We start from the raw sequence: 26,446 nt of genomic DNA, 5'->3' as shown, positions 1-26,446 counted from the left end.
ACCGTACGGCTGCGTAGCGTCGCGATGTGTGGCAATACGCGAATTGCTCCGTAGGAGCCTCCGGCGCACGCGCAGGCCACACGGGCGGCGCACGATCGCTGGCACGCCCCTCGTCACCGGCGTCGGCGGTCCCGTTCCCGACGGCTCAGTCCGCGTAGCCCAGGTGCAGGTCCCGTTCCGCCCTCCCACCGGCGGCGACCTGGAGCACCGTGGCGACGGGGGGATATCCGGTGGCGATGACCGTGTACTCGCCGGAGGAGAGGTCGACGAACCGGAACGTTCCGTCGACGCCGGTGGTGATCGTGTCGACGACGTTCCCGGCGGCGTCGAGGAGTGTCACGCGCGCGTCCTCCACCGGTCGGCCGCCCCCGGAGCGGACCGTGCCCCGCAGGACGGCTCCCCCGGCGAGTTCGACGTCCTGGCGGGTCTCGCGGGCGGCCCGGACGACGACGGGGAGCGCGGCCGGACGGTAGGAGTGGGCGCCGGCGGCGAGGGTGTACTCCCCGGCGACCAGTTCGGTGATGAGGTACTCGCCCTCCTCGCCGCTGCGGGTGGTCACGACGACCTCGCCGTGGACGTCGGTGAGCGTGACGGTCGCGTCGCTCACCGCCCGGCCGTCCGTCGTCCGCACCACCCCGGCCAGGCGCCCCGCGCCGCCGAGCACGATGTCGACCTCGACCGGGCGGTCCCCGACGGTGACGCTCACGGCCTGCGGCTGGTGGCCGCCGGCGGTCGCGATCAGCACGTACGCCCCCGGTCCGGGCGTGGACAGCGCGTACCGTCCGTCCTCGCCGCTGCCGCCGCGCCCGGTCTGCCGGCCGGTGGCGTCGATGAGCGTGAGCGCGGCCCGGGGCACGACGGCGCCGTCGGACTGCTGGACCGTGCCGCGGACGGGGACCGCGGGGACGTACGGCGAGCGCGGCGGGACGGGGGTCCCCCCGCCCGAGGGGTGGGGCAGCGCCCGCGGGCTCCGGACGGCGGGCGTGGGCGCGGGCTCGGCGCGGACCTCGTCGAAGGGCACCGGTGTCTTCTCCTTGAGGAAGCAGGCGACGAGGATCCCGAGGACGAGCACCGGCGTGAGGTACGGGAAGATCCCCGGCATGGCCTCCGCGTAGGCCTCGACATGGGCGTCGCGCAGCGGGGCGGGCAGGGCGTGCACGAGGTCCGGGGTGAGGGAGCCGGGGTCGGGGAGGACGGTGCCCGCGCGCTCCGGCAGGCGCTCGGCGAGCCGGGCCGTGAGGAGCGCGCCGAAGGCGGCCACCCCCACGCTGCCGCCCATCTGCCGCAGGTAGTTGCCGGCGGCGGTGGCGGGCCCGAGGTCGGCGGGACGCACGGAGTTCTGCACGGCGAGGATCAGGACCGGCATCACCATGCCGATGCCCGCGCCGAGGACGGCCGTCCAGATGCCGAACTGCAGCCGGGGCGTGTCCGTCTCCAGGCGGGACAGCAGCCACACGCCGAGGGCGGTCAGGGCGCTGCCGAGGACCGGGTACGTCCGGTAGTGCCCGGTGTGGCCGATGAGTCGGCCGGAGACGACGGACGCGCCGACGATACCGGCCATCATCGGCAGCATGAGCAGTCCGGACTCGGTGGCGGAGATCCCGCCGACCATCCGCAGCTGGGTCGGCAGGTAGGTGGCGGTGGTGAACAGGGCGACGCCGACGGCGATCCCGGTGAGGCCGGCCACGACGAAGACCGGGTCCCGGAACAGCCGGAGGGGGACGAGGGGTTGGGGGGCGAACCGCTCGACGACGAGGAAGAGGACGGTCGCCGCGACCGCGCCGGCGGCGAGCGCGAGGACGAGCCGTGAGTCCCACGCGTGGGCGGTGCCGCCCCAACCGGCCAGCAGCACCAGGCAGGTCGAGGCGACGGCGAGCAGCAGCGTCCCCAGGACGTCGAGACGCCCCTTGGCCGTGGGCTTCGGCAGTCTCAGGGCGAAGGTGACGACGGCCAGGGTGAGGAGCCCGAGGGGCACGTTGAGGTAGAAGCACCACCGCCAGGAGAGGTGATCCGTGAGCCGGCCGCCGAGGAGCGGGCCCGCGACGGAGGCGAGGCCGAACACGGCGCCGACCAGGCCCAGGTAGCGGCCGCGGTTCCGGGACGGCAGGAGGTCGGCGATGATCGCCTGCACACCGATCATGAGGCCACCCGCGCCGACGCCCTGGAGCGCGCGGAACGCGATGAGCTGATCCATGCTCCGGGAGGACCCGGCGAGCGCGGAGCCGGCCACGAAGACCGCGAGCGCGAACTGGAAGACGCCCTTGCGGCCGCGGAGTTCGCCCAGGCTGCCGTAGACGGGCAGGGTGACGGTGGCGGTGAGCAGATAGGCCGTGATCGCCCAGGACATACGGTCCACGCCGTGCAGTTCGCCGACGATCTCGGGGAGGGCGGTGGCGACGACCATCTGCTCCAGCGCGGCGAGGAGCAGGACGAGCAGGAGGGCGGAGAAGACCAGCCGGACGCGGTGCGGACCAGGTCGGGGAGGTCCGTCCGCGGGTGATGGCGTCGCGGGTGTGGTGGCCGGCTCGTCCTTCACCAGTGTGATCGCGCCCATGCGTACCGCTCCCTCGTCGCACTTACCGCACAATTCCCGCGTTAAGCGGCAACTGTCGGCAAGTGCGGCGAGTTACGGCATTCCGGGGAGCGTCAGGGAGATCCACTCGAACCGGTGAGGGCGGCAACGCTCCCCGGGGGTCCGCCCGTTGATCCGCCCGTTGGTCCGGGCACCGTCGGCGACGCCACTCCCGGCCCGGGCGCTACTTCTCCACCTCGGTGGCGAGGTTGGCGAGCAGGGCGTCGTAGATGCGGCCGAGCCCCTTGGGGGCGAAGGTCTTCTCGAAGAAGCCGCCGATACCGCCGGCGCCCTGCCAGGTGGTGGTGACGACGACGCGGGAGCTGCCCTCGCCGGCCGGGGTGACCCGCCAGACGGTGACCATGGAGGAGTTGCGGTCCTTCTCGACGAGCTCGCCGTCCGAGGGCTCGGTGACCTCCAGGAGGCAGTCGCGGACGCGCTTGCTGGTGGCCTGGAGCTTCCAGTGGACGAGGGTGCCCTCGCCGTCGCCGCCCTCGCGCACCTCGTACTCGCTGAAGTGCTGCGGCATCAGCTTCCCGCGCGTGCCGCTGTAGTCGGCCAGGGTGTCGAACACCGTCTCCGCGTCCGCCGCGACGACTCGTTCGGTGGTGGCCTCGACCTGCGCCATTGCACTTCCTCCAGCACTTGGTAACTCGGGGATGTGCGGAAAGCCAACCACCCCCCGGCCGGACGGCCCAAATCGGGGTGCCCGAAGGGCCCGCGGCGGCCTGCCCGGAGGGCCCCCGACGAGACCTCCACACGATGTTCGAAAACCAGTTCGCACGATCAAGGGAACATGTGTTCTATTCTGGGCTCAGAGCAACCGAGGAGGCGTCCATGCGCTGGGACCATCTGGCCGAGAACCCCGCCACGGCCCGGGACGCCGCGCTGTTCGGCGCGGACCTGGTGACGAGCCGCACCTTCGACACTCCGGAGTTCCGCGGCATGACCTTCCACGAGGTCCGGGCGAAATCGATCGTGAACCGGGTGCCGGGAGCCTCCCGGATGCCCTTCGAGTGGACGGTGAACCCCTACCGGGGCTGCTCGCACGCGTGCGTCTACTGCTTCGCCCGCAAGACCCACAGCTATCTGGACCTCGACACGGGCCTGGACTTCGACTCACAGATCGTGGTGAAGATCAACGCGCCGGAGCTGGTACGCCGCCGGCTCGCCTCGCCGCGCTGGCACGGCGAGCACATCGCGATGGGCACCAACGTGGACTGCTACCAGCGCGCGGAGGGCCGCTACCGCCTGATGCCGGGCATCATCGCGGCCCTGCGCGACCACGCGAACCCCTTCTCGATCCTGACCAAGGGCACGCTGATCCTGCGCGACCTGGACCTGATCCGGCAGGCGGCCGAGGTGGCGGAGGTCGGCATCTCGGTCTCCGTCGGCTTCACCGACCACGAGCTGTGGCGCACGGTCGAGCCGGGCACGCCCGCCCCGGAACGCCGGCTCGACGTCGTACGCGCCTTCACCGACCTCGGCATCGGCTGCGGGGTGCTGATGGCCCCCGTGCTCCCCTTCCTCAGCGACCACCCCGACCGGCTGCGCGCGACCGTACGGGCCGTCGCGGCCTCCGGCGCCACCTCCGTGACCCCGCTGGTGCTGCATCTGCGGCCCGGAGCGCGCGAGTGGTACACGGCCTGGCTGGAGCGCCACCACCCCCATCTCGTACGGCGTTACGAGCTGCTGTACGCGGAGGGCGCCTACGCCCCCAAGTGGTATCAGCGGCAGATCACCCGTCAGGTCCACGAACTGGCCCAGGAGTACGGCATGGGTCCCCGGCGCGCGGAGCTGCCGCGACGGACACCGGTGCGCGAGCCGACCGCGCCGGAGACGGCCCGGGACACGGCGCCGACACAGCTGACCCTCCTCTGACTCTCCTCTGCCCCTTCTCTGCCCCTTCTCGGGGCATCCGGGCGCTTCTCCCGCCCCGATGGGGTCAAGTCCGGGGAGAACGAGTTCCTCCGAGGGCGCGCTCCGGGACGATGCGACGAAGGCCGTGGCGTGCACGGCTCGAAATCCTCCGTCCTGGGAGGCCTGACGATGAAGAAACGCGCAGCTGCTCTGTGCGGTACCGCCGCCGTGTTGGCCGGAATGGTCACGGCGGTCCCGGCCGGCGCGAGCGGCGGTTCCGCCGCCGCCCCGGTGGCGAAGCTCGCCTGGAAGAAGTGCGCCACCGGCGACTACGCGACGCTCCAGTGCGCGTCCCTGAAGGTGCCGCTGGACCACCGCGAGCCGAACGGCAAGAAGATCACTCTCGCCCTCTCCCGCGTCCCGCACACCGCGAAGAAGTACCAGGGCCCCCTGCTGGTCAACCCCGGCGGGCCCGGCGGCAGCGGCCTCACCCTGGCCGGATACGTCGCGTCCTCGCTGCCGAAGAAGGTGGCGGCGCAGTACGACGTCATCGGCTTCGACCCGCGCGGAGTGGGCAAGAGCAAGCCCGCGCTGAACTGCAGGCCGGGCCATTTCGCGCCGGTACGCCCCAACTCCCTGCCGACCACCGCGAAGATCGAGCAGGCCAACCTCAAGCGCGCCCAGGCCTTCGCCGACGCCTGCGCCAAGAAGTACGCGAGCGTGCTGCCGTACATCGACACGATCAGCGCGGTCAAGGACATGGACGCCCTCCGCAGGGCCCTCGGCGCCAAGAAGATCAACTACTTCGGATACTCGTACGGCACCTATCTGGGCGCCGTGTACGCCAAGCTCTTCCCGAACCGGGTACGACGCGCGGTGCTGGACTCCGTCGTCGATCCCACCGGGGTCTGGTACGACGACAACCTCCAGCAGGACCAGGCGTTCAACGACCGCCACCGGGCGCTGATGGCCTGGATCGCGAAGAACGACAAGACGTACAGGCTCGGCACCGATCCGGAGAAGATCGAGGCCAAGTGGTACGTGATGCGGTCGGCGCTGGCCAAGAGGCCCGCGGACGGCAAGGTCGGCGCCTCCGAGCTGGAGGACACCTTCTTGCCCGGCGGCTACTACAACGGCTACTGGCCCTATCTCGCCGAGGCGTTCGCCGCCTTCGTGAACAAGAAGAACGACGACCCGCTGGTCGAGGCGTACGAGAACTTCGGCGCCGTCGACGCGGCCGGCGACAACGGCTACAGCGTCTACACCTCGGTGCAGTGCCGTGACGCGGGCTGGCCGCGCGACTGGGCGGAGTGGCGCGACGACAACTGGGCGGTGTACGAGAAGGCGCCGTTCATGACCTGGAACAACGCCTGGTACAACGCACCGTGCGCGTTCTGGCCCACCAAGTCCCTGGACCCCGTGGACGTCTCCAACACCGCGCTGCCGCCGGTCCTGATCTTCCAGGCGACGGACGACGCGGCCACCCCGTACGAGGGCGGGGTCGTCACCCACCATCTGCTGCGCGGCTCCAGCCTGGTCGTCGAGCAGGGCGGCGGGAACCACGGCATCACGCTGAGCGGCAACGCCTGCCTGGACAAGCGGCTGGCGGCGTATCTGACCGACGGCACGGTGCCGCGCGGCCACGGCGAGGCCGACGCCGTCTGCGAGAAGAACCCCGACCCGAGGCCCCTGAGCACCAAGGGCGCGTCGGCCTCGTCCCGAGGCTCGACGCTGCACGGCCTGCTGGGCTTCCGCGGCTGAGCACGACCCGACGGCGGGGCCGGGGCGCGAAATTCGCGGCCCCGGCCCCGCCGTCCCCTCTAGGGTGCCGCCATGAGCCACGCCCTCCATGACCTCCTCATACGCGAGATGACCCCCGCCGACTGCCGCCCCGTCGCCGAGATCCGCGTGGGCGGCTGGCGGACGGCGTACGCGGGGCTCGTACCGCGGTCGTACCTCGACGCGATGGACGTGGACGAGGACGCCGAGAAGCGCCGCGTGATGCTCTCGAAGGCCGACAACCCCGTGGTCAACGTGATCGCCGAGCGGGCCGGCCAGGTGATCGGCTGGGCGGCGTACGGCCCCTACCGCGACGGCGAAGTCCGCACCGCGGACGCCGAGCTGTACGCGATCTACATTCGACCGGGCCACTTCGGCACCGGAGTCGGCACCGCGCTGCTGAGGGCATCCGCCGAGCGCTGCGCGGCCGCCGGCCACGGCCGCATGCTCCTGTGGGTGCTGAAGGGGAACACCCGGGCCCGCCGCTTCTACGAACACCACGGCTTCACCGCGGACGGCGCCGAGGAGCCCTTCGAGGCGCACGGGGTCGAGGTGCCCGAGGTTCGCTACGTGAGGGAACTCGGCCGCTAACGCTGCCTGGGGATGCGCGCCAGCGCGTGCACCGCCGCCTCCGCGAGTGCCGGATGCGCCAGGGCCTCGTTCAGTACCGTCCTGGCCCGGGCGTCCTTGAGAACCCCCAGTCCCTCCACGCAGGCGAGCGCCACCCGGCGGTAGGGATCGTGCGGTCGCAGACGGCGCTGGAGTGTGGTGATCAGCGCCGGGACGGACTCGGGGGCACGGAGCTCGACGAGCAGGCGTACGGGGTGCAGGGCGTAGGCGACGCGGAGTTCGTTGGTCGCGAGGGCGGCCGCCGCGCGCGCGGTGCGGGGGTCCCCGAGCCGGGCCAGCGCGTATGCCGCGGAGGCGCACCGCGGCGGATCCCGGTGGTTGAGCAGCAGGACGAGTGACTCGAACGCCCGGCTGTCGCCCGCGACACCCAACCGGAACGCCGCCAACTCCCGCGCCCACAACGGCTGCCCCGGCTCGGTCAGAACGGCCGCAAGCTCATCGGTGGACGCGGTCGCGACGAGCCGCTCGTATCCCGCCGCGCCCCCCGACTCGTTCCGCACACGCTCCGTGAGTGATCGCAACTCCTCGTCCATGCCACCGAGCGTACGGGCGCGGACACACTTGGGGGACGTACATCACAAACACGAGGGCTGGCGCGCTCGTTACCCACCAGTTAAGCTCAGACGAGCGAGATACCCACTCGCGTTCGCTCGCGACGGTTTGGTGACGCAGCCGTTGTGAGCACAGTCGGTTCGGTACCTGGAGTACCAGTACGGCTCGGCCTCGGGACAGGGCCGGTCGGTTCAGCCGTTCCCCCGGGCGTGTGCACGCCCCGCGGAGACGGCACCGGGCGTGTGCGTTCATCAGCCCGGCACCACCAACACCCGCATCTCACGCGCTGTTCGCGCGCTCTTCGCGTACCCGCAGCGCTTCCCTCAGTCGTCACCCTCGTCTGGAGTCCCGCGATGGCCACTCCCCTTTCCGACTCGTCACTGTCCCCGCAGCCCCCGTTCAAGACGATCGCCGTGGTCGGCCTCGGCACCATGGGCACCGGTATCGCCGAGGTGCTGGCCCGGGCCGGCCGCGAGGTCGTCGGCATCGACATCAGCGAGGCGGCCGGCGCCCGTGCCGTCGCCGCGCTGGAGGCCGCGACCGAACGTGCCGTGTCCCGTGGGCGGATCACCGAGCGGGAGCGCGGCGACGTCCTCGCCCGCTTCCGCACCTTCACCGACCTGCAGGCCGCGGCCGACGCCGATCTGGTGATCGAGGTGGTTCCGGAGTCGTACGAGATCAAGCAGCAGCTCTTCCGCGAGCTGGACGCGATCGTGCGTCCGGAGGCCGTCCTCGCCACCGGCACCAACGCCCTGTCGGTGACCCGGCTGGCCGCCGAGTCGGCGCGTCCGGAGCGGGTGCTCGGGCTGCACTTCTTCAACCCGGCGCCCGCGATGAAGCTGGTCGAGATCGTCTCCTCGGTGCTGACCGCGCCCCAGGCCGTCGCCGCGGTCACGGATCTCGCCCTCGACCTGGGCAAGGAGCCCGTCGCGGTCGGCGACCGGCCCGGTTTCGTCGCCGACGGGCTGCTGTTCGGCTACCTCAACCAGGCCGCCGCGATGTACGAGGCCAAGTACGCCTCCCGTGAGGACATCGACGCGGCGATGCGGCTCGGCTGCGGGCTGCCGATGGGGCCGCTGGCGCTGCTCGACCTGATCGGCGTCGACACCGCGCGCACCGTCCTGGAGGCCATGTACGCGGCCTCGCACGACCGGCTGCACGCGCCGGCGCCGATCCTCAGGCAGCTCAGCGAGGCGGGCCTGACCGGCCGCAAGTCGGGGCGTGGCTTCTACTCCTACGAGGCCCCCGGCTCCGCCACCGTCGTCCGGGACGCGCTGACGCCGCTGGAGGGGGCCGCCACGGTCCCCGGCCGCACCGTCCGCTCGGTGGGTGTCGCCGGTTCCGGGACCATGGCGTCCGGGATCGCCGAGGTGTTCGCGAAGGCCGGGTACGAGGTCGTGCTGGCCGCCCGCAGCGAGGAGAAGGCGCAGGCCGCGAAGGCCCGCATCGGCAAGTCGCTCGCGCGCTCCGTCGACAAGGGCCGGATGACCGTCGAGGCCGCCGCCGAGACGCTGGACCGGATCACCCCGGCGGGCTCGTACGACGCGTTCGCCGACGTCGATCTGGCACTGGAGGCCGTGGCCGAGGACCTGGAGGTCAAGCGGCAGCTGTTCGCGACCTTCGACAAGGTCTGCAAGCCGGGCGCGATCCTCGCCACCACCACCTCCTCGCTGCCCGTCGTCGCCTGCGCCCGCGCCACCTCGCGCCCGCAGGACGTGATCGGCATGCACTTCTTCAACCCGGCGCCGGCGATGAAGCTGGTCGAGGTGGTCCGCACGGTCCTGACCGCCGACGACGTCCACGCCACCGTCCGCGAACTGTGCGCGAAGGTCCGCAAGCACCCGGTGGACTGCGGCGACCGCGCGGGCTTCATCGTGAACGCGCTGCTGTTCCCGTACCTGAACAACGCGATCAAGATGGTCCAGGAGCACTACGCGACGCTGGACGACATCGACGCGGCCATGAAGCTGGGCGGCGGCTACCCGATGGGTCCGTTCGAACTGCTGGACGTGGTCGGACTGGACGTCTCACTGGCCATCGAGAAGGTCCTGCACCGCGAGTTCCGCGACCCGGGGCTGGCCCCGGCGCCACTGCTGGAGCACCTGGTGGCCGCGGGCTGCCTCGGCCGCAAGACGGGCCGCGGCTTCCGCGAATATGCCAAGCGCTGAGCGGGCGGGCGACGCGGGCGGAGCGGACAGGGACCGGAACGGCCACCCGACGGCGGACACGGACTGGGGCGGCCTGCTCGGCTCCGGCACCCGTCCGCCACCGGGGCGCTCCGCCGCCTCCCCGCTCGCCCACCTGGCCACTCCCCCGTCCGAGCAGGGCGGGGGGATGGCCGGACACGCGCACTCTCCTGCACGAATGCAGTACGTTCGGGGCATGTCCCAGCCCGCCAAATCCTCACGTACACCAGCTGCGCCCGACGCTCCGGAGAGCGCCGCGGGCAGTCGTGCCGCCGCCCAACGCCTCAAGATGCGCCGGGAACTGGCGGCCGCGGCCATGGAGCTGTTCTCGACCAAGGGGTACGAGGCGACCACCGTCGACGAGATCGCGGCGGCGGCCGGGGTCGCCCGGCGCACCTTCTTCCGCCACTTCCGCTCCAAGGAAGAGGCGATCTTCCCGGACCACGACGACACCCTGATCCGCGCCGAGGCGGTGCTCAACGCGGCACCCCAGCACGAGCACCCGCTCGACACGGTGTGCCGCGGCATCAAGGAAGTCATGAAGATGTACGCGGCCCGGCCGGAGATCTCGGTCGCCCGCTACAAGCTGACCCGTGAGGTCCCCACCCTCCGGGAGGCGGAGATCGCCTCCGTGGCCCGCTACGAGCGCCTCTTCACCCGCTATCTGCTGGGCCACTTCGACGAGCACGCCCACGACGACGGCAACGACGACCCGCTGCTCGCCGAGGTGGCCGCGTCGGCGGTCGTCACCGCGCACAACCACGTGCTGCGGCGGTGGCTCCGGTCCGGCGGGCAGGGCGACGTCGAGACGCAGCTCGACCACGCCTTCGCCATCGTCCGCAAGACGTTCGGCACCAGCACCGGCGCGGGCCGCACCCTGGCACCCGAGGCGGCCGCCGCGACGGCCTCCACCCACGGCGAGGTCCTGGTGACCGTCGCCCGCACCGACGCGCCCCTCGACGAGGTCATGCGGACGATCGAAGAGGCGCTCCGGGACCGCTGAAACCCCGGTTGAAACCACCCTTTACTCATCGGTAACTGTGAGAACGGCCACCCCACCGGGTGGCCGTTTTGGCATGTCAGAGGCCCTTTTGGACCCCCGCCTGATCGATCATCGCTCAGGTGTTACGTAAAGATTTCACCTGAGCGAACTTTCTGGCACTCGGTGCCTTGCGGGGTGACACGGCGTGCCATACGTTGAAGGAGTCCGGGCGGCCGGCGTGCAGAGAACTCTCGTACGTCGGCTGTCCCCGCAAACCACGGTCTGCGCGCCCGGACGCCTGCGTCACAGGCACCCTTCCGCGCCACAAAGCGCCGCCGTAGCACCACCTCCGCCGAACCGACGGCATCAGTCACCCAGCTCAGCACCCGACGTAACCCTCAGCAGCGTCCCTCCCTCAGGACGCTCGTCGCCGGAGGCACCACCGTGAAGGAAATCCTCGACGCGATCCAGTCGCCCGACTCCACGTCGGCCGACTTCGCCGCCCTGCCGCTCCCCGAGTCGTACCGCGCGATCACCGTGCACAAGGACGAGACGGAGATGTTCGCGGGGCTCACCACCCGGGACAAGGACCCCCGCAAGTCGATCCACCTGGACGAGGTCCCGGTCCCGGAGCTCGGCCCGGGCGAGGCCCTGGTCGCCGTCATGGCGTCCTCGGTCAACTACAACTCCGTGTGGACCTCGATCTTCGAGCCGCTTTCCACCTTCGGCTTCCTGGAGCGCTACGGAAAGCTCTCCGAGCTGACCAAGCGCCACGACCTGCCGTACCACATCATCGGCTCCGACCTCGCGGGCGTCGTCCTGCGCACCGGCCCCGGCGTCAACGCCTGGCGGCCCGGCGACGAGGTGGTCGCGCACTGCCTCTCCGTCGAGCTGGAGTCGTCCGACGGCCACAACGACACGATGCTCGACCCCGAGCAGCGGATCTGGGGCTTCGAGACCAACTTCGGCGGCCTCGCCGAGATCGCGCTCGTCAAGTCCAACCAGCTCATGCCGAAGCCGGACCACCTCAGCTGGGAGGAGGCCGCCGCCCCGGGTCTGGTGAACTCCACCGCGTACCGGCAACTGGTCTCCCGCAACGGCGCCGGCATGAAGCAGGGCGACAACGTGCTGATCTGGGGCGCCAGCGGCGGCCTCGGCAGCTACGCCACCCAGTTCGCCCTCGCCGGCGGCGCCAACCCGATCTGTGTCGTCTCCAGCGAGCAGAAGGCCGACATCTGCCGGGCCATGGGCGCCGAGGCGATCATCGACCGCACCGCCGAGGACTACAAGTTCTGGAAGGACGAGCACCACCAGGACCCGAAGGAGTGGAAGCGCTTCGGCAAGCGCATCCGTGAGCTGACCGGCGGCGAGGACGTCGACATCGTCTTCGAGCACCCGGGCCGCGAGACCTTCGGCGCCTCGGTCTACGTCACCCGCAAGGGCGGCACGATCGTCACCTGCGCCTCGACCTCGGGCTACAACCACGAGTACGACAACCGCTACCTGTGGATGTCGCTGAAGCGGATCATCGGCTCCCACTTCGCGAACTACCGCGAGGCCTGGGAGGCCAACCGCCTCATCGCCAAGGGCAAGATCCACCCGACGCTGTCGAAGGTCTACTCCCTGGAGGAGACCGGCCAGGCCGCGTACGACGTGCACCGCAACCTCCACCAGGGCAAGGTCGGCGTCCTCGCGCTGGCCCCCGAGGAAGGCCTCGGCGTGCGCGACCACGAGAAGCGCGCTCAGCACATCGACGCCATCAACCGCTTCCGGAACATCTGAGGTCCGCACATGAGTGAGCGTCAGCCCGCCGAAGGCAGGCAACCGAAGGACCGGCCGTGGCTCATGCGGACGTACGCCGGTCACTCCACGGCAGAGGCGTCCAACGAGTTGTACCGGCGCAACCTCGCCAAGGGGCAGACGGGTCTGTCGGTCGCGTTCGACCTGCCGACCCAGACCGGCTACGACTCCGACCACATCCTCGCCCGCGGCGAGGTCGGCCGGGTCGGCGTCCCGGTGGCCCATCTCGGTGACATGCGCAGGCTGTTCCAGGACATCCCCCTGGAGCAGATGAACACCTCGATGACCATCAACGCCACCGCCATGTGGCTGCTGGCGCTCTATCAGGTCGTCGCCGAGGAGCAGGGCGCGGACATCACCCAGCTCCAGGGCACGACCCAGAACGACATCGTCAAGGAGTACCTGTCGCGGGGCACCCATGTGTTCCCGCCGGTGCCCTCGCTCCGGCTGACGACGGACATGATCGCGTACACGGTCTCCCACATGCCGAAGTGGAACCCGATCAACATCTGCAGCTACCACCTGCAGGAGGCGGGCGCCACGCCGGTGCAGGAGATCGCGTACGCGATGTCCACGGCGATCGCGGTGCTGGACGCCGTGCGGGACTCCGGTCAGGTGCCGCAGGAACGCATGGGCGATGTCGTCGCCCGTATCTCCTTCTTCGTGAACGCGGGCGTCCGCTTCGTCGAGGAGATGTGCAAGATGCGGGCGTTCGGCCGTATCTGGGACCGGATCACCCGCGAGCGGTACGGCATCGAGAACCCCAAGCAGCGGCGTTTCCGGTACGGCGTCCAGGTCAACTCCCTCGGTCTGACCGAGGCGCAGCCGGAGAACAACGTCCAGCGGATCGTGCTGGAGATGCTGGCCGTGACGCTCTCCAAGGACGCGCGGGCGCGAGCCGTGCAGCTGCCGGCCTGGAACGAGGCCCTCGGTCTCCCCCGGCCGTGGGACCAGCAGTGGTCGCTGCGGATCCAGCAGGTGTTGGCGCACGAGAGCGATCTGCTGGAGTACGAGGACATCTTCGAGGGCTCGCACGTCATCGAGGCGAAGGTGGCCAAGCTGGTCGAGGAGTCCTTCGCCGAGATCGAGCGGATCCAGGAGATGGGCGGCGCGATGGCCGCCGTCGAGTCCGGCTACCTCAAGTCGCAGCTGGTCTCCTCGCACGCCGAGCGCCGGGCCCGGATCGAGTCGGGCGAGGAGAAGATCGTCGGCGTCAACATCTACGAGTCGACCGAGCCGAACCCGCTGACCGCCGACCTGGACGCGGCGATCCAGACGGTCGACCCGGCGGTCGAGGCACGGGTGACCAAGTCGCTGCGGAACTGGCGCGACACCCGTTACCAGCCGCCCTTCAACCACCCGCGCCCGTGCAAGGCGCTGGAGCGGCTGAAGGAGGCCGCGAAGGGCACCGACAACCTCATGGAGGCCACCCTGGAGTGCGCCCGCGCCGGGGTCACGACCGGCGAGTGGGCCGGGGCCCTCCGTGAGGTGTTCGGTGAGTTCCGGGCCCCCACCGGTGTGTCGTCGGCACCGGTGGCCGTCTCCGCCGAGGAGGGCTCGGCCATGTCGGGGGTCCGCCGCAAGGTGGACCTGACGGCCAAGGACCTGAACGTCGGCAAGCTCCGCTTCCTGGTCGGCAAGCCCGGCCTGGACGGGCACTCCAACGGGGCCGAGCAGATCGCCGTGCGGGCCCGTGACGCGGGCTTCGAGGTGGTCTACCAGGGCATCCGGCTCACCCCGGAGCAGATCGTGGACGCGGCCCTCGCCGAGGACGTGCACGCGGTCGGACTGTCCATCCTCTCCGGCTCGCACGCCCAGCTCGTCCCGGACGTGCTGGAACGGCTGCGCGAGGCGGGCGCCCACGACATCCCGGTGATCGCCGGCGGGATCATCCCGAACGCGGACGCCGCACAGCTCAGGGCCGCCGGAGTGGCCGCCGTGTTCACCCCGAAGGACTTCGACATCACCGGGATCATCGGCCGTATCGTCGACGAGATCCGCAAAGCGAACAAGCTCGACCCCCTGGAGGTCCCCGCATGACCAGCCCTGTTCCTCAGGTGAACCGTCTTCGTCCGCGGCGCTCCTGCCTCGCGGTGCCGGGAAGCAACCCCCGCTTCCTGGAGAAGGCCCAGGACCTCCCGGCGGACCAGGTCTTCCTCGACCTGGAGGACGCCTGCGCCCCCCTCGCCAAGCCCGAGGCGCGGCACACCATCGTCAAGTTCCTCAACGAGGGCGACTGGACCGGCAAGACGCGGGTCGTGCGCGTCAACGACTGGACGACGGAGTGGACGTACCGCGATGTCGTGACGGTCGTCGAGGGCGCGGGCCAGAACCTCGACTGCATCATGCTGCCGAAGGTGCAGACCGCCCAGCAGGTCGTCGCCCTCGACCTCCTGCTGACGCAGATCGAGAAGACGATGGGCTTCGAGGTCGGCAAGATCGGCATCGAGGCGCAGATCGAGAACGCGCAGGGCCTGAACAACGTCAACGAGATCGCGACGGCGTCCCAGCGGGTCGAGACGATCATCTTCGGCCCGGCCGACTTCATGGCGTCGATCAACATGAAGTCGCTGGTCGTGGGCGAGCAGCCGCCCGGCTACCCGGCGGACGCCTACCACTACATCCTGATGAAGATCCTGATGGCCGCCCGCGCCAACAACCTCCAGGCGATCGACGGCCCCTACCTGCAGATCCGCAACGTGGACGGCTACCGCGAGGTCGCCCAGCGCGCCGCCGCGCTGGGCTTCGACGGCAAGTGGGTGCTGCACCCGGGCCAGGTCGAGGCGTCGAACGAGATCTTCTCGCCCTCGCAGGAAGACTTCGACCACGCCGAGCTGATCCTGGACGCGTACGACTACTGCACCTCCGAGGCGGGCGGCAAGAAGGGCTCGGCGATGCTCGGCGACGAGATGATCGACGAGGCCAGCCGCAAGATGGCCCTGGTCATCTCCGGCAAGGGGCGTGCCGCCGGCATGCAGCGCACCAGCAAGTTCGAGATCCCCACCGACTAGAAAGAGCCGTGAGCATGCAGTTCGGGCGCACCTACGAGGAGTTCGAGGTCGGGGCGGTGTACAAGCACTGGCCCGGGAAGACGGTCACGGAGTACGACGACCATCTCTTCTGTCTTCTCACCATGAACCACCACCCGCTCCACATGGACGCGAACTACGCCGAGAAGACGACCGACTTCGGCAAGAACGTCGTGGTCGGCAACTACATCTACTCGCTGCTGCTGGGCATGTCCGTGCCGGACGTCTCCGGCAAGGCGATCGCCAACCTGGAGATCGAGTCGCTGAAGCACGTGGCGCCGACCTTCCACGGCGACACGCTCTACGGCGAGACGACCGTGCTCGACAAGTGGCCGTCGAAGTCGAAGAACGACCGCGGCATCGTCCACGTCGAGACCAAGGGCTACAAGCAGGACGGCACGCTGGTGTGCGTGTTCCGCCGCAAGGTCCTGGTGCCGACCGAGACGTACATCAAGGAGCGCGGCGGCGAGCAGCCGGGCCGCCCCGAGCTCAGGGAGCAGGAGAAGTAGCCATGGCACGACTCGCCCAGACCCACGGCCTCACGGACGTTCAGCAGGAGATCCTGTCCACCGTCCGCGACTTCGTGGACAAGGAGATCATCCCGGTCGCGACCGAGCTGGAGCACCGCGACGAGTACCCGCAAGCGATCGTCGACGGGCTCAAGGAGCTGGGCCTGTTCGGCCTGATGATCCCCGAGGAGTACGGCGGTCTGGGCGAGTCCCTTCTCACGTACGCGCTGTGCGTGGAGGAGATCGCCCGGGGCTGGATGTCCGTCTCCGGGATCATCAACACGCACTTCATCGTGGCGTACATGCTGAAGCAGCACGGCACGCAGGAGCAGAAGGACCACTTCCTGCCGAGGATGGCGGCCGGTGACGTCCGGGGCGCCTTCTCGATGTCGGAGCCGGCGCTCGGGTCCGATGTGTCGGCGATCACCTCCAAGGCGGTCAAGGACGGCGACGAGTACGTCCTGAACGGTCAGAAGATGTGGCTGACGAACGGTGGAACGTCAACACTCGTCGCCGTCCTCGTCCGAAGTGACGAAGGACACCCCGAGGGCACGGCCCCCCACAAGTCGATGACCACCTTCTTGATCGAGAAGGAGCCCGGCTTCGGAGAGGTCCTCCCCGGCCTCACCATTCCCGGGAAGATCGACAAGATGGGCTACAAGGGGGTCGACACGACCGAGCTCATCATGGACGGCCTGCGCATTCCGGCCAATCGTGTGCTCGGCGGCACCACCGGCCGAGGGTTTTACCAAATGATGGACGGCGTCGAGGTGGGCCGGGTGAATGTGGCCGCACGTGGCTGCGGCGTCGCTCAGCGTGCGTTCGAACTGGGTGTCCGGTACGCCCAGCAGCGCCACACGTTCGGCAAGCAGATCGCCCAGCACCAGGCGATCCAGTTCAAGCTGGCCGAGATGGCTACCAAGGTCGAGGCCGCGCATGCGATGATGGTGAACGCAGCACGCAAAAAGGACTCGGGCCAACGAAACGACCTCGAAGCCGGGATGGCGAAGTACCTCGCCTCCGAATACTGCAAAGAGGTCGTCGAGGACGCTTTCCGGATCCACGGCGGTTACGGCTTCTCGAAGGAGTACGAGATCGAGCGTCTCTACCGAGAGGCACCGATGCTGTTGATCGGTGAAGGTACCGCCGAAATCCAGAAAATGATCATCGGTCGTCGGCTGCTCGAAGAGTATCGATTCCAAGGCTAGTCCGGGGTCGGTTGTCCGGTTCGGGGTGTTTTCTTCGAGAAGAAGATCACACCCCGTCAGCACTCTTCGGCCGTCGACTCGGCTTCCTGGCTTGCCCAGTTGCGGGCTGCGACCGGTACCATCCCCGGAAAGCCGCCGTCCCCAGTCACCGCGCGGCATCATCCGCTACGAAGGTCATCCATGCCCCACAGCCAAACCTCTGCACCACGCGACAGCCTTGCCGGTGTGCGGCTCGCGCGCGGAGCATCGCCGTGGCTTCTCCCGACCGTCGCCACCGCAGCACTCAGCCTCGCCCGCTCGCGCCGCTCCGGTGCCGCTCGGGCCGTGGCCGTACCCGCCACCGCGCTGGCGGCGGGCATGCTGTGGTTCTTCCGCGACCCCGAGCGTGAGATCGCCCAGGGCCGGGTCATCTCGCCCGCCGACGGAGTGGTGCAGAGCATCATGCCGTGGAAGGACGGCCGCACCCGCGTCGCGATCTTCATGAGCCCGCTCAACGTCCACGTCAACCGCGCGCCGCTCTCCGGCACGGTGACGTCGGTCGAGCACATCCCGGGCGGCTTCGTGCCGGCGTTCAACAAGGAGAGCGAGAACAACGAGCGCGTCGTCTGGCACTTCGACACCGAACTCGGTGACATCGAGATGATCCAGATCGCCGGCGCCGTGGCTCGCCGCATCGTTCCGTACCTCCCCGAGGGCACCAAGGTCGAGCAGGGTGACCGGATCGGGCTGATCCGCTTCGGCTCCCGCGTCGACATCTACCTGCCCGAGGGTGTGGAAATCGACGTCGAGGTGGGCCAGAAGACCGTGGCTGGGGTGACTCGCATTGACCGTGACTGATCCGGAGACCCAGCCCGGCCAGACGGGGACCGGCTGGGTGCCCGACGTCGACGAGGTGGAGGACGACGCGGAGGAGATGCCGCTGTCGCTCCGCCTGTCGATAGCGGACACCCTCACGCTGGGCAACGCCACGTGCGGCTTCATGGCGGTGTACTTCACCACCACGGGCATTCTGATCCCGCACCTCACCGGCAGCCAGGAGACGGGCATGGCCCGCCACAGCGCGGCCACCGCCGTGATCCTGATGCTGTGCGCGGCGATCTTCGACCTGTTCGACGGGCTGGTGGCGCGCAAGCTCCGCTCCTCGCCGATGGGCGCGGAGCTGGACAACCTCTCCGACCTGATCAGCTTCGGCCTGGCACCGGCGTACTTCGTCCTCGTCTACGGCATGGTCGCGGACGACGCGCACCAGCGAGTGGCGGCGGTGGGCGCGATCGTCGTACTGCTGGCCGTCGTGCTGAGGCTCGCGAGATTCTCCTGCGTGACGGTCAAGGACGGCACCTTCCAGGGCATGCCGTCGCCGTTCGGCGCGCTGACCGTCGTGTCGATCGTCCTCCTGGAGCTGCCCTTCGTGGCGACCCTCCTGGCGATCATCGGCACGGCGTGGCTGATGGTGAGCCGGGTCGAGTACCCGAAGCCGCGGGGTCCCCTCGCGGTGGCGATGCTCTCCTGGATCGTCCTCTCCATGGGGCTGCTGATGGCCTGGGCCTTCGACGCCCCCGGCGGCCAGCTCCTCCTCCAGACCGGCTGCGCCCTGCAGCTCGTCATGGGCGCGGTGATCCCGTTGTTCGCCACGGCACGCCGGGTGAACAACTTCCGCGACAACCGCCGCGAGGCGCGTGCCGCGCAGCTGCCCTGACACATCGCTCCACCGCTGACAGGTGTGGCCCGAGCCTTCCCGGCTCGGGCCACACCTGTTTCGCGTTCAAGGGCATCGGGCTTGGCCTTTGACGGGGCAACTACCTCGTACCGGGGCCCAGTTGCTAGGGGTGAGGAAGAGGCGCACGGTGGAATATAGGGGATTTCACGGCATTTAACACCCCTCCTATCCACAGGAGACGCGCATGTCCACGTACGAACTCATCGAGCACAGGATCAAGCACGAGTCCCAGATCCCGGCGAACGAGGGCATCGAAGTCGAACTGCCCGTCCGGGAGTACAAGCCCACCCAGGGGCACGACCACGAGACGGTGCTGATGCTGCACGGGAGAAGCGTGCCGGCACTGCCGGGCTTCGACCTCGCACCGGTGCCTGGCGAGAACCCCAACCGGTACAGCTGGGCACAGGAACTGGCGCAAGCCGGTTTCGACGTCTTCATCATGGATCTCCAGGGCTCCGGACGGTCGCCGCGCCCGATGATGGACGTGCCGTGCAACGCGAACCCCGCCCAGCAGGCACCGGTCCTCGTCCCGAACCCCCTTCCGGAACCGTGCACTCCCCCGCCGCCGTACGCCTTCCAGCTGGGCAACTCGGAGAGCGAATGGGCAGAGGTGAAGACCGTCGTCGACCACATCAGGAATCTTCCCGACGCGGACAAGCCGATCCACTTCGTGGGCTGGTCCGCGGCCGCGTTCGTGATGGGCCCCTACGCGCTCCAGTACCCCGACGACGTCAGGAGCCTCTTCCTGCTCGCCCCGATGTTCCCGCCGAAGGGGCGGTGGTCGGAGAAGCCCGACCAGCCCTTCGGGCGTCCGGCCGAGGCCCAGACGCTGCCCCTGTCCAAGCCGGAGAACCTGTTCGGTTTCCCGATGCACGTCACCAGCAAGAGGGCACTCAAGGCCTCGCTGACCGGCCCCGCCGCCCTGTGGGAGCCCGGCATCGATGAGCTGGTGTGGGACGCCTGCATGCAGAACGACCACGAGGGCAGCAAGTGGGGCCCCAAGGTCAACGGCGAGCCGGAGGGCGTCCTTCGATACAGGAACACCTACTGGTGGGGCTGGAACAACCACACGGTGCCGCACAAGAGGGAGGGCACGTACGTGCTCGGTGATCACGTTCCCGTGCTCATCCTCTACGGAGAACTCGACCGGACGGCCAACAGCCCGACCCCGATGCCCGACAACCTGAACTTCTCCGTGCCGGCCCTCTACACGGCCATCGCGGGACCGAAGAAGCTGATGTTCTGCTTCGAGAGCTCAGGCCACTCCCTGGCCTGGGAGACCACCGCCGAGGCCATCCACCACTTCTCGAAGCACTGGCTCAAGAACGGCAAGGTGGAGGGCCGCCGCAGCGGCAAGTACTTCAGGGAAATGGACGGCAACCTGATTCCCCTGCCGTAGGGGTCAGGTTTCCCCTGCCACAGGGGTCAGGTGAGGAAGTCCCGGGCGATCCGCTCGGCCACCCGCTCCAGGATCGGGCCCGGATCGGCGATGCAGCGCTCCACGTCCGGCTCGACGTCCGTCAGCGGGTAGGCCCGGCGGATGCCGGCCCGCCCCAGCGCCTCCGGCCGGAGGGCCAGGCGGCCGCAGACCGCCACGACCTCCTTGCCGGCGGCCCGGGCGGCCGCCGCCACCCCCGCCGGGGCCTTGCCGTGGAGGGTCTGCTCGTCGAGGGAGCCCTCGCCGGTGATGACGAGGGTGGCCTTCTCCAGCGCCTTCGCGAAGCCGAGCACGTCGAGCATGACCTCGATACCGGGCCGGAAGCGCGCGCCGAGGATGAGGGCGCCGTAGCCGATGCCGCCGGCGGCACCCGCGCCGGGGGCGAGAGCGTGCTCGGCGGCCCGTCCCCCGATCGTCTTCTCCAGGACGGCGGCGAAGTGGGCCAGGGCCGCGTCCAGCGCGGCCACGTCCTCGGGGTTCGCGCCCTTCTGCGGCCCGTAGACGGCGGGGGCGCCCTTCGGCCCGGTCAGCGGGTTGTCGACGTCGCTGGCCAGGACGAAGTCGATCGACGCGAGTCTCTCGTCGAGGCCCGTCAGGTCCGCCGTGACCAGGTCGCGCAGGCCTCCGCCCCCGGGGCCGACCGGCTCACCGGCTGCGTCGAGGAAGCGCGCGCCGAGGGCGGCGAGCATGCCCGCGCCGCCGTCCGTCGTGGCGCTGCCGCCGACGCCGAACACGATCGTGCGGGCGCCCGCGTCGAGCGCGGCGCGCAGCAGTTCGCCGGAGCCGTACGTGGAGGCCGTGAGCGGCGCGAAGACCCCGGCGGGGAGCCGCTGCAGGCCGCTGGCCTCGGCCATCTCGACGACGGCCGTCTCGTCGCGCAGCGCGTACGCGGCGGTGACGGGCTCACCGAGCGGCCCGCCGACTCGTACCTCGCGTCGTTCGAAACCGGCCGCGACCGCCGCGGCCACCGTGCCGTCACCGCCGTCGGCGACCGGCAGCGCCTCGACCTCCAGGTCGGGCACCACCCGGCGCAGGCCCGCCGTGACCCGCTCGGCGACCTGGACGGCCGTCAGTGTGCCCTTGAACTTGTCCGCGGCGATCAGCACCCGCGGGGTTGCCGTGTCCGTGCCGATCCCGTCCACTGCGGCGTTCGCCACCTTGCGTTCCCCTCGCTCATCAAGCCTTGCGCACGTCAAGGCAGTCGCGCCGCTGCGACCCTAACCGCCCGGCCCCCCGTACGTCATGCCCCGTCCCGCCCACCGAACACCGCGCGCGCAAGCGTCGGCGGCCCCGAGAGCGGCCTGTCGGCGCTGCGAGTGGGCGGCCGAGGGACCCTCGCGCACACCGCCGGCCGGGAGTCCCCGGACGCCACCGCACACGGGTCCGGGGCGTCCCTCCGGCGCGGCACCCGCGCTCCGGGAGACCTCCGGCCCACGCGCGGGCCTCGCCCGTACGGCCCCCGGGCGCCACGCACGGCCGCACCCGCACCGCACCCGCACGTCGGTCCCCGAGCGGGTGTGCCCGGAATTGGGTAGACCTGCAACCATGACGCCCACGATCCCCTCGACCCTGGTGCCCCCGGTGGGCGCCGAACTCGCCGACCGCGTTCTCGGGGGCTGGCTGGGCCGGATCGCGGGGAACATGCTCGGGAAACCCGTCGAGCAGGGGGACCTGTGGACGCCGGCGCGGATCGACCGCTATCTGCGGCAGGCCGGGGCCCTGCCGCTCACCGACTACCTCCCGGAGCCGGCCACCGAGAGCGACCGGCTCGCGCTGCGGCCGGAGTGGCGCAGTTGCGTGCGCGGCCGGATCCACGGCAGCTGCCGCGACGACGACGTCGACTACGCGATCCTCGGCCTCCACCTCCTGGAGACGCACGGCTTCGGCTTCAGCACCGAGCAGGTCGGCGACCTGTGGCTGCTGCGGCTGCCGTATCTCCAGACGTTCACGGCGGAGCGGGCGGCCTACCGCAACCTCGCGGGCGGTCTGAAGCCGCCGCTGACCGCCACGTACGACAACCCGTACCAGGAGTGGATCGGCGCCCTCATCCGCGCCGACGTCCACGGCTGGACCTCCCCCGGCCTGCCCCGCCGCGCGGCCTCGCTGGCGCGGCGCGACGCGGTGCTGTCGCACACCGGCAACGGGGTGTACGGCGCGATGTGGGCGGCGGCACTGGTCGCGACGGCCTTCACGGCGCCGGGGGCGCGGGCTGCCGTGGAGGAGGCCCTGGCGGTGATCCCGGCGAGCAGCCGCCTGGCCCGGGCCGTGCGGCGGGTCGTGTCGCTGTACGACGCCGGGCTGGCCTGGGAGGAGACGCTCACGACGGTGGGCGAGGAGACGGCCGGGCTGGGCTGGATCCACGTCGTACCGAACGCCGCCGTGCTCACCGCCGGGCTGCTCTACGGCGAGGGCGACTTCACCCGCACGATCACGCTGACCGTCCGCGGCGGCCTGGACACCGACTCCAACGGGGCCACCGCCGGTTCGGTGGCGGGTGTGCTGTGCGGGGCGGCGGCGATCCCGGACCGGTGGAAGGACCCGTTGGAGGACACCGTGCGCAGCGCCGTGTTCGGCTTCGACGGGGTGCGCATCGGCGAACTCGCGGAGCGCACGGTGCGGTTGGCGGAGGCCTCCGGCCCCTGAGCGCCGGTCGTTCCGCTCCCCGAGCGCCGATTCCCGCCCTTGAAGAGCCGTCTACCCTTCCTGGATGACCACTCCGGACTTCGCCGCGTACATCGCGAGCCTGCCCCGTGTCCTCGCCGGCGCCGCCACGGTCTTCCGGGACGCCGAGGGGCGGGTGCTGCTCGTCGAGCCCAACTACCGCGAGGGATGGGCGCTGCCGGGCGGGACGATCGAGTCGGACGACGGGGAGACGCCGAGGCAGGGCGCGCGGCGCGAGACCCTGGAGGAGATCGGGCTGGACGTCGAACCGGGGCGGCTGCTCGCCGTGGACTGGGTGCACGGGGTGGGCCGGCCGCCGCTGGTGGCGTACGTCTACGACGGCGGGGTGCTCGGCGAGGAGGAGCTGAAGCGGATCCGGTTGCAGGAGGAGGAGCTGCTGTCGTGGCGGCTCGTCCCGCACGCCGAACTCACCGGGTATCTCCTCGGGACGCTCGGCCGCCGGGTGCTCGCCGCCCTCGACGCGCTGGCGGACGGCACGGGTACGGTCGAGTTGGAGAACGGCGACCGGGTGGGCTGAACCGGCGACGATCGGCCACGGCGGTGCCCGTTGGCCGCCGCCCACTGCTTACAGGAGTCACCTGACCTCGTGTCAACTGCCCTTGTACAGAACGTGAAGAGCGTGAACCTTCCACTTAATAGAAGTTTAAAGCGCTGGCTGAAAACACTGCCCGTTCATCACTCCAGCATCTAGGCTGACTTCACCCCCGTCCGAGTGATCGCGCCCCGTTGCCTCGCTCGGGAACCGGGGCAGCACTCGGGACACCCGTGACCGGCGGCCCGGGCGCGGGCCGTGGCTCCGGGAGATCCGGAGCGCCTGGGGGAACGGTCACCGGGAGCCGCCCGGAGCAGTCGGTTTCCCCCCACCTGCGGGCCGTTGCTCGCCCGTCATCACCGAACAGGCAGCTGAGGTCATGGAACCACTGGGCTCAGACGATCCCGAGGAACTAGGTCCCTACCGTCTCGTGGCACGGCTAGGCGCAGGAGGGATGGGACGGGTCTATCTGGCGCGCTCCCCGCAGGGGCGGACCCTGGCGATCAAGGCCATCCGCCCCGAGCTGATGGGGGACAAGAACTTCCGCATCCGCTTCCGCCGTGAGGTGGAGGCCGCCGGAGCGGTCGGCGGCAGATACACCGCGCCCGTGGTGGACGCCGACCCGGAAGGCCCCATCCCGTGGCTGGCCACGGACTACATCGCCGGTCCCACGCTGGCCGAGGCCGTCGCCGCGCACGGCCCGCTCCCGGTGGAGTCGGTGCTCGTCCTGGGCGCCGGCATCGCCGAGGCGCTGATCTCGGTGCAGGCCGCCGGGCTGGTGCACCGCGACCTCAAGCCGTCGAACGTGCTCCTCGCCGCCGACGGTCCGCGCGTCATCGACTTCGGCATCGTCCGGGCGAGCGACGGCTACGACCTCACCCGCTCCGGCGCCCTCTTCGGCTCCTTCGAGTACATGTGCCCCGAGCAGGCCACGGGCGAGCCGCTGGGCCCCGAGGGGGACGTCTTCTCGCTCGGCTCGGTGCTCACCTTCGCCGCCTCCGGGCACGCGCCGTTCAGCGGCACGGCGGCGGCCACACTGCTCTACCAGGTCGTGCACAGCACACCCGACCTGACGGGCGTGCCCGAGCCGCTGGACAAGATCATCAACCTCTGTCTCACCAAGGACCCCCGGCTGCGGATCACCCCGGACAAGCTGGCCGCGGCCTGCGTGCCCGGCGGCGTGGAGCAGCTGACGGGCGACGGCTGGCTGCCCCCGTCGGTGGCCTCCTCGATCGCCCTGCGCGCGGCGGCGGTGCGGACCCTCGACGCCACACCGAACACCCCGGTCGCGTTCCCCTCCGCCGGGACCGGGCCCGAGCCGGGCGCGTACGGCCGGGACGGGTCTCCCCATGGCCACGACATGGGCCGGGCGGCCCACACCCATGCCGGGGACCGGGCCGCGTACGGCCCCCAGCAGGCACGTCCCGCCCACGCGTCTCCACAGGATCCGGCCGCCTACGACCTGCGGCAGGGCCGGGCCGGGTACGACGCGCGGCAGGGCCGGGCCGCGTACGACTTCGAGCTGGACGAGGCGTCCCGCGCCGCGGAGAACCCGTCGCCGTACGACTCCGGCCGCCCGTACGACGGCTCCGGGCATCCGGGCCACCGGGCCGAGGCGCCGCTCCCCGGCGGAACCGGTGGCGACCCGCAGCCGGGAGCCGGGCCCTACGCCCGCACGGAGCCCTATTCCACTCCGGAGGAGCCGGAACCGTACCGAGGCGCCTCCGCCTCCGCCGGACACCGCCGCGCCGCGCCGCGCCCCGGCCCGTCGCGGCGTACGGTCCTCACCCTCTCGGCCGGCTCCACCGCCGCCGCCGTCGGCGCCGCCGCCCTGGTGCTCGACAGGCGGAAGAAGCCGGCCACGCCGTCCACGGAGCCCGCCGGCCCGGCCCCGAAGCCGCTGTGGACCTACCGCAGCGGCCCGCTGCTGCAAGCGCCCGCCGTCTTCAACGACGGCACGGCCCTGCTGAAGACCCGCCCGGGTGACATGGTCTGCCTCGACCTCAAGGACGGCACCCGGCCCACATGGGTCTACGAGGGCATCAGCCAGTCGCCCACACCGACCGTGCTGGCCTTCGACGCCGCGATCGCGCTCGGCGAGGGGGCGACGGTGATCGGGGTCGACCCCGTCGACGGAACGGAACGTTTCACCATCGACTTCGGGCCGGATTTCCGGTTCGACACACTGCTCGGCGCCACCGACGACCGGGCCGTCTCCGTCATCGGTGTCCGGCTCCGGCGGGAGTCCGACGAGCAGGGCGTGGCGACCTCCACGGACACGGTGTTCGGCGTCGACCTCGCGGGCCGCCGCGCCGAGATCATCCCCATCAGCCCGGAGGACGTCGGTGTCCGACTGGCTCCGGTCATCCTCCCCGGCTTCTTCGTCTACGCCGACGGCCTGCGCAATGTCACCACCCGGAGCACCGACAGCTCCGGCGTCCTGTGGCGGCACCCCGTCGGCTACGACCTCCGGCCCGGCCTCGCCGTGCTCAACCGCACGGTGTTCGCCATCGGCCGGGAACTCGAAGCCCTGAATCTCACCACCGGCAAACTCCGCTGGCGGGTGAAGCCCGAGCGCGGCACGTTCGCCTCCCTCGGCTGCTACGGCAACACGGTCTACGTCACCGGCACGGACCCCGCCGGCGTGTACGCCTTCAACGCCGGGACCGGCGCCCGTCGTTGGTTCTGCCCCACCCCGCGTCTCAACATCGACCACCCGGTCACCGCCGGCCCCGGCGCGGTCTACGTCCCCGCCTACCAGAACAGGAACGGCTTCTACGCGATCGGCGCCGCCAAGGGCAGGCTCCTGTGGAACTTCACCGACGGCGTGGAGACCGGCGTCAACGACTGGCAGCTCGCCTGCGACCACTCCGGCGTCCTGGTCGCCCAGCACTACGACCGCACGTACGGCCTGCCGGCCCCCTGACACCACCCCGATATCCACTCGCCCCGACCGGACGGCCGACCTAC

Annotated in this window: 20 protein-coding genes; 16 read left to right on the top strand and 4 right to left on the bottom strand. The window is 70.6% G+C overall.

Features of this window, described 5'->3' with window-relative positions; genetic code table 11:
• Window positions 1-145 precede the first annotated feature (145 nt).
• Together OG272_RS39820 and OG272_RS39815 are read right to left on the bottom strand one after the other, a co-directional pair.
• Window positions 146-2,554: an MFS transporter gene (locus OG272_RS39820; protein WP_405895667.1), complete on the bottom strand. Its 2,409-nt coding sequence runs from the start codon at window positions 2,552-2,554 to the stop codon at window positions 146-148.
• A 202-nt stretch (window positions 2,555-2,756) separates the two neighbouring features.
• Window positions 2,757-3,200, bottom strand: a complete 444-nt coding sequence (locus tag OG272_RS39815; RefSeq protein WP_326574945.1) for an SRPBCC family protein — start codon at window positions 3,198-3,200, stop codon at window positions 2,757-2,759.
• 209 nt (window positions 3,201-3,409) lie between these two features.
• On the opposite strand from OG272_RS39815, the gene OG272_RS39810 reads away from it, so the two are divergent.
• The 3 genes from OG272_RS39810 to OG272_RS39800 all read left to right on the top strand — a co-directional run bounded on the left by OG272_RS39810 (window position 3,410) and on the right by OG272_RS39800 (window position 6,802).
• The gene (locus OG272_RS39810) at window positions 3,410-4,453 is read left to right on the top strand and encodes an Rv2578c family radical SAM protein (RefSeq protein WP_328224327.1); all 1,044 of its coding nucleotides are present in this window, start codon (window positions 3,410-3,412) and stop codon (window positions 4,451-4,453) included.
• Window positions 4,454-4,621: 168 nt separating this feature from the next.
• Window positions 4,622-6,193 carry an alpha/beta hydrolase gene (locus OG272_RS39805; RefSeq protein ID WP_327727034.1) on the top strand — a complete coding sequence of 524 codons (1,572 nt, stop codon included), beginning with the start codon at window positions 4,622-4,624 and terminating at the stop codon, window positions 6,191-6,193.
• A gap of 72 nt (window positions 6,194-6,265) precedes the next feature.
• The gene (locus OG272_RS39800; RefSeq protein ID WP_328224326.1) at window positions 6,266-6,802 is read left to right on the top strand and encodes a GNAT family N-acetyltransferase; all 537 of its coding nucleotides are present in this window, start codon (window positions 6,266-6,268) and stop codon (window positions 6,800-6,802) included.
• On the opposite strand, the gene OG272_RS39795 is transcribed toward OG272_RS39800, so the two are convergent.
• Window positions 6,799-7,374 carry an adenylosuccinate lyase gene (locus tag OG272_RS39795; RefSeq protein WP_328224325.1) on the bottom strand — a complete coding sequence of 192 codons (576 nt, stop codon included), beginning with the start codon at window positions 7,372-7,374 and terminating at the stop codon, window positions 6,799-6,801. The two genes, OG272_RS39800 and OG272_RS39795, sit on opposite strands and share 4 nt — an antisense overlap.
• Before the next feature lie 372 nt (window positions 7,375-7,746).
• Between OG272_RS39795 and OG272_RS39790 the strand changes: the two genes are divergently transcribed.
• The 10 genes from OG272_RS39790 (at window position 7,747) to OG272_RS39745 (ending at window position 20,223) form a co-directional block, all read left to right on the top strand.
• Window positions 7,747-9,561, top strand: a complete 1,815-nt coding sequence (locus tag OG272_RS39790) for a 3-hydroxyacyl-CoA dehydrogenase family protein (protein WP_326574955.1) — start codon at window positions 7,747-7,749, stop codon at window positions 9,559-9,561.
• A 214-nt stretch (window positions 9,562-9,775) separates the two neighbouring features.
• Window positions 9,776-10,582 carry a TetR family transcriptional regulator gene (locus OG272_RS39785; RefSeq protein ID WP_326574957.1) on the top strand — a complete coding sequence of 269 codons (807 nt, stop codon included), beginning with the start codon at window positions 9,776-9,778 and terminating at the stop codon, window positions 10,580-10,582.
• A gap of 423 nt (window positions 10,583-11,005) precedes the next feature.
• A complete protein-coding gene (ccrA, locus tag OG272_RS39780; protein WP_326574959.1) occupies window positions 11,006-12,343 on the top strand; it encodes a crotonyl-CoA carboxylase/reductase in 1,338 nt (445 codons plus the stop codon).
• Between the two features lie 9 nt (window positions 12,344-12,352).
• A complete protein-coding gene (locus OG272_RS39775) occupies window positions 12,353-14,401 on the top strand; it encodes a protein meaA (protein WP_405895666.1) in 2,049 nt (682 codons plus the stop codon).
• Window positions 14,398-15,372, top strand: a complete 975-nt coding sequence (locus OG272_RS39770) for an HpcH/HpaI aldolase/citrate lyase family protein (protein WP_405895665.1) — start codon at window positions 14,398-14,400, stop codon at window positions 15,370-15,372. Before OG272_RS39775 ends, OG272_RS39770 begins: the two co-directional genes overlap by 4 nt.
• A gap of 14 nt (window positions 15,373-15,386) precedes the next feature.
• Window positions 15,387-15,899, top strand: coding sequence for a MaoC family dehydratase (locus OG272_RS39765; protein WP_326585550.1), 513 nt, complete (start codon window positions 15,387-15,389; stop codon window positions 15,897-15,899).
• Window positions 15,900-15,901: 2 nt separating this feature from the next.
• Window positions 15,902-17,107, top strand: a complete 1,206-nt coding sequence (locus OG272_RS39760; protein WP_326574965.1) for an acyl-CoA dehydrogenase family protein — start codon at window positions 15,902-15,904, stop codon at window positions 17,105-17,107.
• 180 nt (window positions 17,108-17,287) lie between these two features.
• Complete coding sequence (locus tag OG272_RS39755) at window positions 17,288-17,944, top strand: phosphatidylserine decarboxylase (protein WP_327727039.1); 657 nt, start codon at window positions 17,288-17,290, stop codon at window positions 17,942-17,944.
• A 37-nt stretch (window positions 17,945-17,981) separates the two neighbouring features.
• Complete coding sequence (gene pssA / locus OG272_RS39750) at window positions 17,982-18,803, top strand: CDP-diacylglycerol--serine O-phosphatidyltransferase (RefSeq protein ID WP_326585551.1); 822 nt, start codon at window positions 17,982-17,984, stop codon at window positions 18,801-18,803.
• A gap of 205 nt (window positions 18,804-19,008) precedes the next feature.
• Complete coding sequence (locus OG272_RS39745; protein WP_326574974.1) at window positions 19,009-20,223, top strand: alpha/beta fold hydrolase; 1,215 nt, start codon at window positions 19,009-19,011, stop codon at window positions 20,221-20,223.
• Between the two features lie 26 nt (window positions 20,224-20,249).
• Here the strand turns inward: OG272_RS39745 and OG272_RS39740 are convergent, their stop codons facing one another.
• Window positions 20,250-21,368, bottom strand: a complete 1,119-nt coding sequence (locus tag OG272_RS39740) for a glycerate kinase (RefSeq protein ID WP_328224776.1) — start codon at window positions 21,366-21,368, stop codon at window positions 20,250-20,252.
• 439 nt (window positions 21,369-21,807) lie between these two features.
• Here OG272_RS39740 and OG272_RS39735 point away from each other — a divergent pair, with 439 nt between their 5' ends.
• From OG272_RS39735 to OG272_RS39725, 3 genes are all read left to right on the top strand, one after another.
• Window positions 21,808-22,905: an ADP-ribosylglycohydrolase family protein gene (locus OG272_RS39735; RefSeq protein ID WP_326574976.1), complete on the top strand. Its 1,098-nt coding sequence runs from the start codon at window positions 21,808-21,810 to the stop codon at window positions 22,903-22,905.
• 64 nt (window positions 22,906-22,969) lie between these two features.
• Window positions 22,970-23,461: an NUDIX hydrolase gene (locus OG272_RS39730; protein WP_326574978.1), complete on the top strand. Its 492-nt coding sequence runs from the start codon at window positions 22,970-22,972 to the stop codon at window positions 23,459-23,461.
• Between the two features lie 394 nt (window positions 23,462-23,855).
• Window positions 23,856-26,402 carry a protein kinase domain-containing protein gene (locus tag OG272_RS39725; RefSeq protein WP_405895664.1) on the top strand — a complete coding sequence of 849 codons (2,547 nt, stop codon included), beginning with the start codon at window positions 23,856-23,858 and terminating at the stop codon, window positions 26,400-26,402.
• Window positions 26,403-26,446: the final 44 nt, after the last annotated feature.

Source organism: Streptomyces sp. NBC_00104 (assembly GCF_045160825.1).
Lineage (GTDB): Bacteria > Actinomycetota > Actinomycetes > Streptomycetales > Streptomycetaceae > Streptomyces.
The sequence above is the reverse complement of the archived record's forward strand: the minus strand, read 5'-3'. Positions and strand labels throughout refer to the sequence as shown.